This window comes from Dactylosporangium darangshiense (assembly GCF_039537565.1).
Taxonomy (GTDB): Bacteria; Actinomycetota; Actinomycetes; order Mycobacteriales; family Micromonosporaceae; genus Dactylosporangium; species Dactylosporangium darangshiense.
The window spans coordinates 14,378-29,041 of sequence record NZ_BAABAT010000023.1; the positions used below are offsets into that span (position 1 = coordinate 14,378).

General features: G+C 72.0%; 10 protein-coding genes. 4 read left to right on the forward strand and 6 right to left on the reverse strand.

The features are described 5' to 3' along the window. Window positions 1–103 precede the first annotated feature (103 nt). A complete protein-coding gene (locus ABD901_RS33660; protein ID WP_345133066.1) occupies window positions 104–5,506 on the forward strand; it encodes an AAA family ATPase in 5,403 nt (1,800 codons plus the stop codon). Between the two features lie 514 nt (window positions 5,507–6,020). On the opposite strand, the gene ABD901_RS33665 is transcribed toward ABD901_RS33660, so the two are convergent. Genes ABD901_RS33665 through ABD901_RS33675 form a run of 3 tightly spaced genes read right to left on the reverse strand, consistent with a single transcriptional unit; the run spans window position 6,021 to window position 7,551 of the window. Then, window positions 6,021–6,236: a ferredoxin gene (locus tag ABD901_RS33665; protein WP_345133068.1), complete on the reverse strand. Its 216-nt coding sequence runs from the start codon at window positions 6,234–6,236 to the stop codon at window positions 6,021–6,023. Window positions 6,237–6,260: 24 nt separating this feature from the next. After that, window positions 6,261–7,226: a sporulation protein gene (locus ABD901_RS33670; protein ID WP_345133070.1), complete on the reverse strand. Its 966-nt coding sequence runs from the start codon at window positions 7,224–7,226 to the stop codon at window positions 6,261–6,263. Window positions 7,227–7,266: 40 nt separating this feature from the next. Then, window positions 7,267–7,551, reverse strand: a complete 285-nt coding sequence (locus ABD901_RS33675) for a YggT family protein (protein WP_345133071.1) — start codon at window positions 7,549–7,551, stop codon at window positions 7,267–7,269. A 202-nt stretch (window positions 7,552–7,753) separates the two neighbouring features. Here ABD901_RS33675 and ABD901_RS33680 point away from each other — a divergent pair, with 202 nt between their 5' ends. From ABD901_RS33680 to ABD901_RS33690, 3 genes are read left to right on the forward strand one after another with little or no spacing between them, the layout of a single operon-like run. Beyond that, a complete protein-coding gene (locus tag ABD901_RS33680) occupies window positions 7,754–9,154 on the forward strand; it encodes a condensation domain-containing protein (RefSeq protein WP_345133073.1) in 1,401 nt (466 codons plus the stop codon). Window positions 9,155–9,198: 44 nt separating this feature from the next. Further along, the gene (locus ABD901_RS33685) at window positions 9,199–9,606 is read left to right on the forward strand and encodes a hypothetical protein (RefSeq protein ID WP_345133075.1); all 408 of its coding nucleotides are present in this window, start codon (window positions 9,199–9,201) and stop codon (window positions 9,604–9,606) included. A 4-nt stretch (window positions 9,607–9,610) separates the two neighbouring features. Further along, window positions 9,611–9,958 (forward strand): hypothetical protein, encoded by a 348-nt coding sequence (locus tag ABD901_RS33690; protein ID WP_345133077.1) that lies wholly within the window; start codon window positions 9,611–9,613, stop codon window positions 9,956–9,958. Between the two features lie 2 nt (window positions 9,959–9,960). On the opposite strand, the gene ABD901_RS33695 is transcribed toward ABD901_RS33690, so the two are convergent. The 3 genes from ABD901_RS33695 to ABD901_RS33705 all read right to left on the reverse strand — a co-directional run bounded on the left by ABD901_RS33695 (window position 9,961) and on the right by ABD901_RS33705 (window position 14,660). Continuing rightward, window positions 9,961–11,205, reverse strand: a complete 1,245-nt coding sequence (locus tag ABD901_RS33695) for an SGNH/GDSL hydrolase family protein (RefSeq protein ID WP_345133079.1) — start codon at window positions 11,203–11,205, stop codon at window positions 9,961–9,963. Between the two features lie 74 nt (window positions 11,206–11,279). After that, complete coding sequence (locus ABD901_RS33700; RefSeq protein WP_345133081.1) at window positions 11,280–13,160, reverse strand: primary-amine oxidase; 1,881 nt, start codon at window positions 13,158–13,160, stop codon at window positions 11,280–11,282. Window positions 13,161–13,169: 9 nt separating this feature from the next. Then, complete coding sequence (locus tag ABD901_RS33705) at window positions 13,170–14,660, reverse strand: APC family permease (RefSeq protein ID WP_345133083.1); 1,491 nt, start codon at window positions 14,658–14,660, stop codon at window positions 13,170–13,172. Between the last annotated feature and the right edge of the window lie 4 nt (window positions 14,661–14,664).

Genomic DNA, 14,664 nt, shown 5'->3' on the forward strand with positions numbered 1-14,664 from the left:
GTCCGACCTCCCTGGAGGTGTCGGGATGGGGGCAGGCGAGGTGCCGCCCGGCCGAGATCCGCTGGTTCAGGCTGAACTGATTCACGAGAGCGCGCACGCGCGCGTGACTCGGCTGTTCGTCGACGGGCGCACCGTCGTGCGCAAAGAACCGCTGGGGCCGGACGCGGCCCGCCGGCTGCGCAATGAGGTGGCGATCCTGGAGCGGCTGCGCGGTGTGGAGCGGGTCGGGCAGTTGGTGGAGACGCCATGTTGCCCCGGGTCGATCGTGTTGGCGGACGTTGGTGACACGAGTCTGGCCGGGTTGGCGAAACCGCTGGCGGTTGACGATCTGATCGGGCTGGCGGTGGAACTGGCCCGAGCGGTGGCCGGCATGCACCACCGTGGGGTGATGCACCGGGACATCACGTCGGCCAACATCGTCATCTCCCGCGGTGGCGTGCCGTTCCTGGTGGACTTCGCCCTGGCGACATCGTTCGCCGAGATCCGTCCCGAGTTCACGCATCACAGCGAGATCGTGGGGACGTTGGCGTATCTGGCACCGGAACAGACCGGGCGCACCGGCCGGGCGGTCGACCAGCGCGCCGATCTGTACGCGTTGGGTGCGACGTTGTATGAGCTGGCGACGGGTGCGCCGCCGTTCGGCTGGGGTGATCCGCTGCGGCTCACTCATGACCATTTGGCTCGGGTGCCGGTGCCGCCGGCCGCGGTGAACCGAGCCGTCCCGGGGGCGTTCTCCGAGATCATCATGCATCTGCTGGAGAAGGAACCGGACAACCGGTACCAGACCGCGGATGGCGTGCTGTACGACCTGGAGCGGTTGCGGAGCGCGGGCACCGAGCCGGCAGCGACCGCGCTGCGGGTCGGCGAGCGCGACGTCCCGCTGCGTCTGCTCCCACCGTCGCGGCTGGTGGGGCGCGACGCAGAGGTCACGGCGCTGGAGGCGGCATTCGACGATTCGATCGCGGGCCGGTGTCGTGGGGTGCTGATCGCCGGGGCGGCGGGCGTGGGCAAGACGGCGTTGGTCGACCAGCTTCGGCCCGTCGTGACGAGCTGTGACGGCTGGTTCGTGGTCGGCAAGTTCGACCAGTACCGGCGGGATCTGGAGTCCGACGCGGTGTATCAGGCGTTCCGGGGGTTGGGCCGGCTGTTGCTGGCCGAGCCGGAGGACGATCTGGCCGAGCTCCGTGGACGGATCTTGGCGGCCGTGGAGCCGAATGCGGGTTTGATCGCCGCGGTGGTGCCGGAGTTTGCGGCGTTGCTGGGGGTGCCGCCCGAGCCGGGGGATCCGCTGACGGCGCAGGTGCGGGCGCAGCGCGTGGCCGTGCAGGCGGTGCGGGCGGTTGCATCACGGAAGCGGCCGGTGGTGATGTTCATCGATGACCTGCAGTGGGCGGAGCCTACGCCGCTGGGCGTCGTGGAACTGGTCGTGAGCGAGGAGGCGATCGACGGTCTGTTGCTGGTGGCTGCGTGCCGTGAAGGCGAGGTGGATGCGATGCGTCCCTTGGCGGCGGCGTGGTGCCGGTGGCGGGAGCAGCCCGGGGTGCGGCACCTGCGGCTGGGCAACCTGCCGGTGTCCGGCACGATCGCCCTGGTCGCCGAGATGCTGCACGTGGACGAGGCCGCGGCAGCGAGCCTGGGTGAGGTGATCGGTCCGTATACGTCCGGCAATCCGTACGAGACGGTGGAGTTGCTCAACGCGCTGCGCCGTGACGGTGTGTTGACGGCGGCGGACGGATGGCGGTGGAACGCGACCGAGGTACGGGCTCACCTGGGCCGGTCGGAGATGGCCGGGTTGCTGGCGGCCCGGGTCGAGGCCGTGCCGGCGCGGTCGCGGCAGGTGGTCGAAGCGATGGCGTGTCTTGGCGGGCGAGCCGACCTGAGCGTGCTGCAGACCGCCGTCGCCGCGCCGGTGGAGGTCGTGGAGCAACGGCTGGCGCCCGCACTCGACGAGGGGCTGCTGGTGGTGGAGCCGGGGGTGCGGGAGGCGGTGCGGTTTCGCCACGACCGGATCCGGGAGGCGGTGCTCCGGCGGATGGATCCGCAACGGCGGCGCACCCTGCAGTTGGCGATGGCGCGGCGGCTGGCCGGGGCGGCGGAGTGGTTCGCGGTCGCGGCGGAGCAGTACCTGGCGGTCATCGACGCCGTCGACGATGCCGTGGAGCGGCGTCAGGTGGTCGGCCTGCTGCGGCGCGCCGCCGGGCAGGCGACGTTGATCGGGAACTACACATCGGCGAACGCACTGCTGGCCGCCGCGCTGCGGCTCATCGATCCGGACGAGACCGCCACGCTCGTCGCGGCGCACACCGGCCGGCACACCGCGCTGTACAGCATGGGGCGCCTGGAGGAGGCGGACGAGGAGTTCCGCACTCTCGCAGGTCTGTGCACAGATGCCTTGAGCCGGGCGGACGCGAGAGCGGTGCAGGCGCGCAGCCTGACCCACCGGCACCGCTTCGCGGAGGCGATCGGGCTCGGCCTGGAGTCGCTGCGTGAGCTCGGCATCGCCGTGCCGGCCGCGGACCGGATCGCGACGGAGCTCGACCATCAGTTCGACTATCTGTACCGATGGCTCGACGACACCGATGCCGCCCACGATCCGACTCGGGCGGACATCACCGAGCCGACGCTGCTCGCCGCGACCCGGGTGATCAACGCGATCCTGCCGCCGGTCTACTTCGTCGCCGACCAGGCCACGCTCGGCTGGCTGAGCCTAGAAGCGCTGCGGATCTGGATCGAGCACGGCCCCGCCCGCACCCTGCTCGGCCCGGCGAGCCACGCCAGCTGGGCCGCTTTGGATCTGCGCGACGACTACGTCGCCGGGTACCGGTTGTTGCGGCGGGTCCTGGCGACGGGCGAGGCCCGCGGCTACGAGCCCGACACCTCGCAGGCGCGGTTCCTGTTCGCTCTGTGGTCCTGCTGGTTCGAGCCGATCGAAAACAGTATCCAGGCAGCCCGGCAGGCCCGTGAAGGGTTGATCGCGGGAGGCGACCTCGACAACGCCGGGCACACCTACTATCCGACGGTGACCGGCCTGCTCGACTGCGCGCCATCGCTGGACGCCTACGCTGCCGAGGTCGAGGCCGGACTGGCCTTTGTGCGGCGTACCGGAGATGAGCAGACCGGCGCGTCGCTCGACAGCTACCGGTGGCTGGCTGGTGTGTTGCGCGGCGAACGCTCCGCCGCAGCGGGTGAGGCGATCCCGACCGACGGGTACGCCGGCAACCTGCCGGCGTTCCACGCGCATGTCACCCGCGCGATCGCCGCTGCCGTCCTCGGCGACCTGGTCGGCCTGGCGCGGCACACGGCAGCGGCGATGCCGCTGCTATCGGCCGCCCCGGGCGTCTACACGACCGCCGTGGCCCATGCGCTGCGCGGGCTGGCCATCGCCCGGCAGGCCCGGGCCGGCCACGTTGACGAACGCGACGGCCGGCTGTCCGAACTGGACGACGTGACGCGATGGCTGGATGCCCGGGCCGCGGACGCGCCGGACAACTTCCTGCACCTGCTGCGGTTGGTCGAGGCGGAGCGAGCGTGGGCGGTCGGGGACTTCCACGCCGCCGTCCTGGGCTTCGACGCCGCGCAGCGCGCGGTCTCCCAACGCTCACGGCCGTGGCACCGGGCCCTGATCACCGAACACGCGGCCGAGTTCTACCTCGCGCACGGCCTGGAGTTCGCCGGCGTCAACCTGCTGATCGAAGCGCGCCGGGAGTACCTCGCCTGGGGCGCCACCGCGAAGCTGGACCAACTCGCCTGGGCGTACCCGACCCTGCGCCCACAGGCCGACGCGGCGGGCGGCCCGGACGGCGACGGGCCCGTTGACGTCCTCCATCAGCGGGCCGCCGTCACCACCGGAACGCTGGACCTGCTCGGCATCGTGTCCGCGTCGCAGGCGCTGAGCTCGCAGACCAGCATCGAAGGGCTGCACTCCCGCCTGGTCAAGGTGCTCAGCGCGATGACCGGCGCTACCGGCGTGCACCTGCTGCTGCGCAGCGACGACCGCCAGGACTGGCTGCTGCCGACACCGGGCGGCGGTACCGTCCTCGGCGGCGTCACCGGCCACGAATACGTGGTTCCGACATCCGTGCTGCGATACGCCCAGCGCACGGGCGAACCGCTGATCGTGGACGACGCCACCCGCGACGACCGCTTCGCCCGCGACCCGTACTTCAACGACATCGCCTGCTGCGCGATGCTGGCCGTGCCCATCCTGAGCCGCGGCACGCTGCAGGCGGTGCTGCTGCTGGAGAACCGCCTCATCCGTGGCGGGTTCACCGCCGAACGACTCGACGCCGTGAAGCTCATCGCCGGCCAGCTCGCCGTCTCGCTCGACAACGCCCAGCTGTACGCCGGCTACCGCCGGATCGCCGACGAACAGGCAGCCTTGCGGCGGGTGGCGACGCTGATCGCCCGCGGTGCGTGCCCCGATCTCGTGTTCGCCGCAGTGGCCGACGAGGTCGGCACGCTCTTCGGCGCCGACGGCACCGGAATCGTCCGGTTCGAGCCGGACGGGGAGGTGACGGTCATGGGAGGCTACGGAATCGAGCCGGCCCAACCGGGCTCGCGGGGCGAACCCGATCCCGAATCGGCCCTGGCGTCGGTCCGGGCGACCGGCCGCGCGGCTCGCCGCGACGCGGACAACCCCGCGTCGGAAGGCCTGCCCGAGGCCGCGCTCCCGAGGTTCCGTTCGGCGGTCGCGAGCCCGATTCTCGTCGAGGGCCGGGTCTGGGGTGCCATGGGTGTCGGGTCGGGCCGCGAACGGCTGCCGCAGGACACCGGACAACGCCTCGCCGACTTCACCGAACTCATCGCGACCGCCATCGCCAACGCCGAGAGCCGCGCCGAACTCGCCGCCTCGCGCGCGAGGATCGTCGCCACCGCCGACCAGACGCGCCGGCGCATCGAACGGGACCTGCACGACGGCGCCCAGCAGCGACTGGTCTCCCTCGCACTGCAACTGCGCAACGTGCAAGCAACGCTGCCGCCCGAGCTCGGCACAATCCGTGTGCAGCTCGACCGCGCCGTCGCCGGATTGACCGGCGCGCTGGACGAGCTGCGCGAGATCGCGCACGGCATCCACCCGGCCATCCTGACGAAGGGCGGCCTACACCCTGCCCTGCGCGCGCTCGCCCGCCGCTCACCGGTCCCCGTCAGCCTCGACATGCACACGGCGGGACGGCTGCCCGAGCATGTCGAGGTCAGCGTGTACTACGTCGTCGCCGAGGCGCTGACCAACGCGGCCAAGCACGCCCACGCCTCCGCCGCCCGGGTCGCCGTCGAAGCCGACACCGCCGACGCCCTGCTCCGCGTCACGGTCGACGACGACGGGGTCGGCGGCGCCGACTTCGCACACGGCACCGGACTCACCGGCCTCAAAGACCGCGTCGAGGCACTCGGCGGCCGAATCGTCCTGCGCAGCCCGCGCGGTGCGGGCACCACCCTGCGCGTCGAACTCCCGCTCAGCACCATGAACGGTGGCATCGCCGCTGACCCGCCGCGTCCGTCAGCCTGAGGCAGCTCGCGAACCTGAGGCAGCTCGCGCGAAGCGCGTTGGCGGCTGCTCGCGCGCGGGCGCCGGCGTTTGCCGTGCCAACGGTGGCGTCGCCGCTCACCCGCCGCGTGCGTCAGCCTGAGGCTGCTCACGCGAAGCGCGTTGGCCCGGCGTTTGCCGTGCCAACGGTGGCATCGCCGCTCACCCGCCGCGTGCGTCAGCCTGAGGCTGCTCACGCGAAGCGCGTTGGCCCGGCGTTTGCCGTGCCAACGCGTGGCATCGCCGCTGACCCGCCGCGTCCGTCAGCCTGAGGCTGCTCGCGTGAAGCGCGTTGGCGGCTCCTCGCGCGCGCGGGCGCTGGCGTTTGCCGTGCTGTGGACCTGTTGGCGGTGCTGCGTTCGCCGCCGCAAGGTCCGATGACGGCAGGGATCTCGGCGGCGGCCGGCCCCTCATTCATGCTCCTCGAGCCTACCATCCGCCGAAAAACCCGATCATCGCACCAACACCCGCAGTGACGATCCCGCCACCGTGCGCGCTAGGCCTCGATAGGCTCGCCCGTGTCCAGGTCCACCACCGTGATTGCCTCCATCGGGCAGGACGCGACGGCGTCGAGGACGGCGTTGTCGGGGTCGATGTCAGCCGGGGTCGGATGTGAGCGGCCCTCGAAGTCGTCGATCTCGAAGCGCTCGGGCGCGAGGCCGACGCAGCTGCCCGAGCTGATGCACTTGTCGCTCACGGTGATCCGCCACATGGGCTCCAACCTATCGAAACTCGCCTACTCGAAGAAGCCGCCACCCTCGTCGTCGTCGAAGAAAGCCTCCTCGATCATCTCGCCGGCGACGATGCCGCCGACGACGCCGGCCGCGCCCGCGGCGATCGCGGTGCCCATGCCGGGGCCGCGGCGGCCGTGCGGGTGGCCGTGGCCGTGGCCGCCGTAGGAGCCGTGGTCGTAGTGGGAGCCGTAGTGCGACGCGTGGCGGTCGGAGGCCTCGCGGATCCAGCCGTCGACCAGCCTGGGCCAGTCGGTGCGGGTGGCCTCGGCGTGCGCGATGCCGAAGCGGCTGTAGGCGTCGTGGCCGGACTGGAACATGCCCGACCGCTTGTCGAACTCCAGGATGACCTCGACGCCCTGCGGGTTGGTGACGAACGTCAGCTCGACCTCGTTGATCCGGCCGGCGTACTGCTGCGGCGGCCAGAACTCGATCTCCTGGAAGAACGGCAGCTGCTGCTGGACGCCGTGGATGCGGCCGTGCTCGACGTCGGCGGACTTGAAGCGGAAGCCCAGCTCGGCGAAGGCGTCCAGGATCGACTGGTGGATGGGAAGGGGCTCGATCGCGATCGGGTCGAGGTCGCCCTTGTCGCGGCCGCCGGCGACCTCGAGCTCGGTGCGCACGCCCATGACCATGCCGGGCAGGCGCTGGCCGTAGACGGCGGTGATCGGGGTCTCCCACGGGACCGGCAGGCGGAACGGGACCGAGCGGGCCTCGCCCGCCTCGACGCGGAAGCGCTCGGCGACCGGGATGCGGTTGATCTCCAGGCCGGCCTCGCGGTCGAAGGAGTCGGACTCGACGCGGGTGACGAGGGAGAGCAGCACGCGCTCGATCAGGGCCTCGCGGTCGCCGCCCTGGATGTGGACCTGTCCGTCGATGAAGCCGCCGGGCCTGGCGGCGGCGGCGTCGAGCACCGTGTCGACGCTCGGGCCCCCGACACCGAAGGCGGCGAGCATCTTCTTGAACACCATGCCCGCGAATCTATCACGTGGGACTGTACGGTATCCGAAATCAGAACCTTGCCAGCAGGGCGCGCAGGATGATGATGGCGAGGAAGACGACGATGAAGGCCAGGTCCAGGGAGACGCCGCCCAGGCGCAACGGGGGCAGCGCCCGCCGGACCGGGCCGAGGACGGGCTCGGTGACGCGCCACACGCCGGCGGTCAGGCGGGAGCGGACCGAGCCGGTGGCCGAAGGGCCGGCGAGCACGGCGCTCCAGTCGAGGACGGCCCGCAGGACGAGCAGCAGCTGGAACACCAGCAGTGCGAGGCTCACGATGCCGAGAACGAGACCCACTGAGTACCTCCGAGACAGTCGGGCGTGCTGCAACTGTGCGTCGGATCGCTGTGAGCCCGCTGTGCGTCGGGTGCGGGCCCGCTGGGTGACTTGCAGTAGACGGCAATATCCGTAGCGTCAAGCCTGGATTTCCGCAGCGATCGTTGAAAGACTCCTCCAATCGCGCGCCACGTCGGATGATGATCCAGAGGATCGGTGTGCCGTGGACCAGCAGAGCATCGCGTTCAGCACCGGCCGCGCCGGCGAGGGCCCGCTCATCTGGGCACAGCTGGCGATCTGGGACGTGTTCCGGTGGCTGCCGCCGGACGACACCACGCTCAACCTGCTCGTGACCTGCCCCGTGCCGGCCGGGCGCGAGCTGCCGGCCGTGCTCGACGCCCTGCGGCGGCTGGTGGAGCGGCACGACTCGCTGCACACGGTGTACGTCGACACGCCCGACGGCCCGCGCCAGCGCGTGGTGCCCGAGGGTGAGGTACCGCTGCGGCTGCACGACCTGGACGACCTCGGCGACGTCGGGCTGGAGGAGGCGGCGGGCGAAATCGGCGAGGCGCTGCGCCGACCATGGTTCGACATCGGCGCCGACCTGCCGCTGCGGGCCGCGGTGCTGCTGCGCGCCGGCGAGCCGCTGCTGGTGCTGCTCGCCGCGAGCCATATGGCCGTGGACGGCTCGAGCCTCGACATCGTCCGCGGCGACCTGGCCAACCTGCTCGCCGACCCGCCGATCGTGCTCGAGCCCGGGCAGCAGCCGCTCGAGCGCGGGGAGTACGAGCGCTCGGACCTCGGCCGCCGCCGGGAGGCCAAGGCGCTCGCATTCTGGGCCCGCCACCTGGACACGCTGCCGATCAGCATGATCGAACGGGTGCGCGGCGACGGCCCGCCGAACCTGGACTGGGGGCTCATCCAGTCCCCCGCGCTCGCCCTGGCCGCCAACTCCCTTGCCGCCCGCCACGGCATCCCGCCCGCCACCGCCCTGTTGGGCGGCACGACGCTGCAGCTGGCGGCGTACACCGGCGAGGACGACGCCGCCCTGCGCATGATCGTGTCGACGCGCTTCCGGCAGGCCAGCCGCGGCGTGGTCGCGGCCTTCAACGAGAACGCGCTGTTCCGCCTGGAGTGCCCACCGGACCTGCGCCGCACCGAGACCGTCGAACAGCTCCTGCGCCGCTGCGCGGATGCGGCCCTGGCGGCGTACCTGCACTGCGAGTACGACCCGCGCGCCCTGGAAGCGCTGTTCGCCGACCTGGGGCGCCGGCGCGGCGTGACCCCGGACGGCTACTGCTTCTTCAACGACACCCGCTTCGGCGCCCGCGACACGCCCCCGCTGGCCGCGGTGCCGGACGAGGAGCTGGCCGAGCGGGTCGCCGACCTGCTGCCGGCGACCAAGCTGCGCTCGCCGGTGATCGACCGGCTGCCGAAGGGCGCCAACTTCTTCATGTTCCTCATGGACCTGGGCGAGACGGCCGAGATCATGCTGTGCGTCGAGCACGGCTTCTTCGGCCGCCGCGGACCGCTGGGCTTCCTGACCGACCTGGAACGCCTGGTCGTCCGGGCCGCGCTGGACACGACGGCGACCACGGGCGCGCTGTACGCCGCGGTGCGATAGAACCAGCGGTGCGATGAAACCAGCAATGCGATAGAACAACAGGCATGTCCGACGACGGCTTCGTGATCGGCGACGACCCGCTCACCAACGGCATGTCCCTGTCGATACGACTGCGGCGCGACTTCACCGTGACCGACGCCGAGCGCCTCCTCGCGACGGCCCGCCGGCTGTACCGGGAGCTGAACCCGGGCACCGATGAGAGCACCGCCGAGCAGTTCGTGACCGGCGCGGCCGACGCGCTGTACGTCATCCTCGAGCACGCCGGCCTGCTCGGCGACGCCACCGACGACCGCCTCGACGCGCTCGCCGAGGACGGCCTGGCACTCGGCGGCTGGCTCGCGCAGGTCGTCCTCGACGAACCCGAGCCGCTCTCGCCCGGCCCCAGGAGCAACTGCCTGCGCACGGGCGACCTGTTCGCGTTGCCGCCGAGCGCGCTCCTGGATGCAGAATGACCGGGTGACGCTCGAAGATCCACAGACCCCGTACCTGGCCCTGGACCCCGCGAACGTCGAGCGGCTGCGGGCGCGGCTGGACCGGCTCGGGGTGGCGCTGCGCCCGCACGTCAAGACGGCCAAGTCCCTCGACGTGGCGCGGCTGGTGCAGGACGAGCCCGGGCCGGTCACCGTGTCGATGCGCCCGGGCAGCGCCCGCCCGCTGCCGGACATCCCGGTCGGCGCGCGGCTGCGCGTCCTGCCCAACGTGCGCGACCGCGGCACAGCACGATCACTACCACGTCGTGGGCGGCGGCGTCTGGGAGCGGATCCGGGGCTGGTGAGCCGCCCCGGACCCGCGCCCGGGCGCTAGTACTAGGTCGTGGTGAGGCTGCCGTCGGGCTGTCGCGAGCAGGTGACGGCCCGGGCCGCCGTGGTCGCGGCGGCGGCGAGGCAGCGGGCGAGGACGGCCTGGCCGGCCGCCGTCGGGTGCCACGACTCCTGGCACGTCTGGAAGTACGACACGCAGGTGTTGGCGATCCGCTGGATCGCGATCTTGTCCTTGCCCGACAGGCTCGTCACGAACGTGCCGCTCGGGCCGTCCTGCAGCCGGATCGGCGTGGCCAGCGCATTGGCCGGGCTACCCGCGTGCTCGCACAGGCGGGCGCCGTCGAAGGCGTGCTGGACGTCGAGGAACACGAGGTCGTCGTTCGGGAACTCGGCGGCGACGGTGTTGCGGACGTTCTGCACGAGCGTGCCCAGGCCCTGCGAGAACAGGTGCCCGGCGGACAGGCTCGCCCGGTGGATCGGGCAGCCGGCGGCGTAGCGCAGGGCGCCGAGGTCGCGGAACTTGTCCCGGTCGTCCTGGCGTCCGTCGGCCTCCCAGTAGGAGCTGTCCAGGTCGAACGGCAGCGGGTTGGTGTAGTCCTGAAAGACCACCCGGTGCTGGTGGTCGGCGTCGACCTGGTTCAGCGTGACGAGCAGCTGGCGCACGGCCGCGACCGTCTCCGCCGTCGCCGCCGAGAACTGCGCGGCGGTGGCGAGGTCGTCGGCGGTGCACGGGGCCTGCTCGACCGGGCCGTTGAGGTACGCCCAGAACTCCCACCACCCGGTCCACGCATCGGCGATGAAGCGGTTCGCGCACTTCTCCGCGACGTCGCCGAACGTGAACGAGCTGTTGTTCGAGCCGAGGCCGACCAGCACGAGGTCGATGTCGTGGGTCTGCGCGACGGCACGGAGCTGGTCGAGCTGCGCGGCGACCGTGCGGCCCTTGTCGCGGGCCGACGACGCCGCGGCGAAGTCGGCGGGGCGCCCGCCCGAGCAGGCCATGTTGTAGCGGTCCTGGATGCCCGGCAGGCTCGCCTGCAGCAGGGAGGCGTTGGCGGAGCGGTGGCAGAAGAAGGCGTTGCTGTTCGGCGCCGACCAGCCCGGGAAGGCCTGCGACACCCCGTTGACGTCGACGACGGGCTGATAGTTGCCGGCGCCCTCGCCGCTGATAAAGCTGTCGCCGAGTGCGACGGCGGCGGTGGGCAGGGCGGCGGCGGCCGGGCCGGCGGGCGCGACCAGGGCGCTGGTGGCGACGAGCGTCGCCACCAGCGCGGCACGGCGGATCACGGACACGGGCGGTCTCCCCAATCCAAAGAACGTGAAGAGTTCTCGGATCAGATCATGGGAGTACCACAACCGTCAATGCGTCAGTGGCAGTGCCTCGCCACCGACTCGGGCACGTCCAGGGCGGGGTTGCGGTCGAAGAAGCCGTACGGGCGCAGCACGAACCCGCACGCGTCGACCGGCATGACCGGCCAGTCCTCCGGGCGCGGGAAGTGGGTGAGCCCGAACGTGTGCCACAGCACGACGTCCTCGCCGTCCAGGTCGCGCTCCCGGGCCATCCACTCGGGCAGCCCGGCGCCGCCCGGGTGCTGGTTGACCAGCTCGCCGGCCGGGTAGCGCTCCTGCGGGTCGTAGCGGGTGACCCACAGGTGCCGGGTCGCGAACGCCGCCCGCCGCGCGATCGACGAGTCCGGGTCGGCCAGCAGCGCCGGCTGGCCCGCCGGGTGCAGCACGAACGCGGTCGGCTTGCCCAGCCGGTTGGTGCGCTCGGCGCTGCCGATCCGCCACACCCGCCCGAGCGCCGGGTCGGCGTCGCGGGCGCCGTCGGCCTCGTTCGCCAGGCGCGTGAACCGGCGGGTGAAGGCATTGCCGTAGGGGTTGTCCGGCCCGATCGGCAGCCGGACGAGGTCGACCTCGTCCACGGCGTTGGCCACGCCGTCCACCGTCATGTCCAGGCGCGCGTTGAACAGGTGCTGGTGGCCGGGCGCGCCCAGCTCCGGCGCGACCTGCTCGGCCCACGGGGACCCCTCGACGTGCGCGGACGTGAACAGCACGCCGCTGACCTTGCACTCGAGCTGGAACGAGCCGTCGAGGTAGAAGTACCAGTAGAAGCCGTAGTCGTAGTTGCCGACGGTCGCCCAGTAGGACACGACCAGGCGCCGCTGCCGGCGGGTCTCCTGCGCCTCGGTGAACAGGTCGGTGTGCTTCCACAGCACGCCGAAGTCCTCCTCGTGCAGGCAGACCGCGTTCTCGACCGTGCGGGGCAGGCCGTCGCCGTCGGCGAGGACGGCGTCGAAGTACCGGATCTCGCCGAGGCAGTCGCAGCCGTTGCGCAGGCTGTTGACCTGCTGGCCGAGCAGGTACTCGCCGGCGTCGAAGTAGTTCTGCCAGTAGCGGGCCGGGGACGGGTCGGCGTACGGCACCACCATCTCGGCCACCGAGGCGCGGTAGCACACCGGGCGCCCCTCGAGGGTGATCTGGTGCAGCACCAGGCCCTCGCGGGGGTCGAAGCCGATGCGCAGCCGCCACCCCTCCCACTCCACGACGTCGCCGGTGATCGCGAAGCTGGCCCCGTCGGGCTGGGTGATCTCGATCGGGCGCAGGGTCTCGCGGGCGGGCCCGACGTACGCCGGGTCGTCGTAGTTGCCCTCCTCCTGCGGCACGCGCAGGTCCTCGTGGTCGATGAGCTCGAGGACGCGCCGCTCGGTGAGGTCGACGTAGGCGACGATCCCGTCGATCGGGTGCGCCCAGCAGTGGTCCTCCGGCCGGTGCTGCAGGAACGACAGCACGCGCAGCATGCGCCGGCCGGCCTCGCCCGGGATGTCGAAGACGCCGGCCGACAGCGGGCAGGGGCGCACGAGGTCGAGATCGGTGATCCCACGCCGCTTGAGCGCCGCGACCCAGCCCGCGTCGGCCTTGACGATCTCGTCGACGGCGATGAACTCCTCGAGCAGGATCGCCGGCTGGCCGTCCGCGGCGGGGTCGACGGCGTGCTGCCAGTCGATCTCGCCGCGGGTCAGCGACGCGAGCACGATCGTGCTCGCGCCGGTGGCCACGTCCAGCAGCACGGCGCGGACCGTGCGGTCGACCGGGTCGCCGTCGCGGTGGGCGAGGACCTCGTCCTTCGCGGGCTCCTCCAGCCCCAGGAACGGGACGCGGGTGGTGGGCCCGAGCAGGCCGGCGTCGTCCAGCAGCGCGCGGGCCGCGGTGATCTCCTCGGCGGTGAGCCGGTCCAGGGGATGCATGGCGGTCGCCTAGGCCGAGACGCGGTCGTCGGCCCGCGCGAGCAGGTCCTCGATCCCGGCGAGCGCGGCCGCCTGGCGAGCGCCGCCCTCACCGATGCCGGAGTAGACCGACGGGTTCCTGAGCTTGATGACGTACCCCCAGACGAGCCCGATCACCAGCGCCGCCCCGACGATGCCGGGCAGCACGTACGTGAGGGCAGAGCCCTTCTCGGCGCCGAGGACCGAGTCGGCGTTGACGATGATCGTGGCCGTGATGGCGATGAGCGCGATGCTGGCCAGGGCCGGCGCGATGATCCGCTGCCAGGGGCTCTCGGCGGTGTCGCGGCCGCGGAAGTACCCCAGGACGCTCAGCGAGGTGCCGATCATGAGCACGAGCACGCCGACCGCCGCCACGTAGGACAGCCACGTGAACAGCTGCTGCAGCGGGTCCCTGCCCTGGATCGCGAAGATGCCGAAGGTGACCACGGCGGCGAGCGACTGCAGCAGCGAGCCGGCCACCGGCGAGCCCGTGCGGCGCCAGGTCGCGGCGGTGAAGCGCGGCAGGACCCCCTCCTGTCCGGCCGCGAACGTGTACCGCGAGACGACCATGTGGAACGACAGCAGCGCGGCGAACACGCTCGTCAGGAACAGCACGTTGGCGGCGGTGGCGAGGTTGGTGCCGAACCAGTCGGCGATCATCGCGAACGGGTCGGCCGGGCCCTTGGACAGCGCCTGCTTGCCGGCCGCGGCGGCGAGCGCCCAGGCGGAGACGGCGTAGAGCACGGAGGTGATGGCGACGGCGATGTACGTGGCCCGGGCCACGGTGCGGCGCGGGTCCTTGACCTCGCTGGAGTACACGGCGGCGGACTCGAAGCCGACGAAGGCCGCGATGCCGAACGCGAACACGCCGCCGACGCCGGCGGTGAACAGGTTGTCCGGCCGCAGGGACTCGGCGCTCACGGAGCCGCCGGCGGCGTGGCCGAAGCCGCCGAGGTCGAACAGTAGTACCGCGGCGATCTCGGCGATCAGGAAGACGCCCAGGACCTTGGCGGACAGGTCGACGTTGAACAGCCCGAGGATGCCCACGATCGCCCAGACGCCCAGCGCGCACGCCCACCAGTCCAGGTCGACCTTCCACTGCGCGGCGGCGAAGCCGCTGAACGCCCAGCCGAACAGGCCGTAGAGCCCGATCTGGATGGTGTTGTAGGCGACGATCGCGACGGCGGAGCCGGCCACGCCCCACGCGCGGGAGAGCCCCAGAGCGATGTAGGCGTAGAAGGCGCCCGCGTTCTCGACGTAGCGCGTCATCGCCGCGTAACCGACCGCGAACAGCGCGAGAGCGACGCCGAGGATGGGGAACGACAGCGGCACGCCGATGCTCCCCGTGACGGCGTACGTGGTGACCACGCCGCCGGCGAGCACGGTCATCGGCGCCGACGCCGAGACGGTGAAGAAGATGAGCGATCCGACGCCGAGGCGTCGCTGCCGCAGACCCGGTGCGGCGGGTGCAGGTTGAGCCATCGAT

What these genes read in the sequence shown, in the direction of transcription:
- ABD901_RS33665 (WP_345133068.1), bottom strand. Translation starts at nt 6,236, where the DNA reads ATGTGGCGGATCACCGTGAGCGACAAGTGCATCAGCTCGGGCAGCTGC.
- ABD901_RS33670 (WP_345133070.1), bottom strand. Translation starts at nt 7,226, where the DNA reads ATGGTGTTCAAGAAGATGCTCGCCGCCTTCGGTGTCGGGGGCCCGAGC.
- ABD901_RS33700 (WP_345133081.1), bottom strand. Translation starts at nt 13,160, where the DNA reads ATGCATCCCCTGGACCGGCTCACCGCCGAGGAGATCACCGCGGCCCGC.
- ABD901_RS33705 (WP_345133083.1), bottom strand. Translation starts at nt 14,660, where the DNA reads ATGGCTCAACCTGCACCCGCCGCACCGGGTCTGCGGCAGCGACGCCTC.
- ABD901_RS33685 (WP_345133075.1), top strand. Translation starts at nt 9,199, where the DNA reads ATGTCCGACGACGGCTTCGTGATCGGCGACGACCCGCTCACCAACGGC.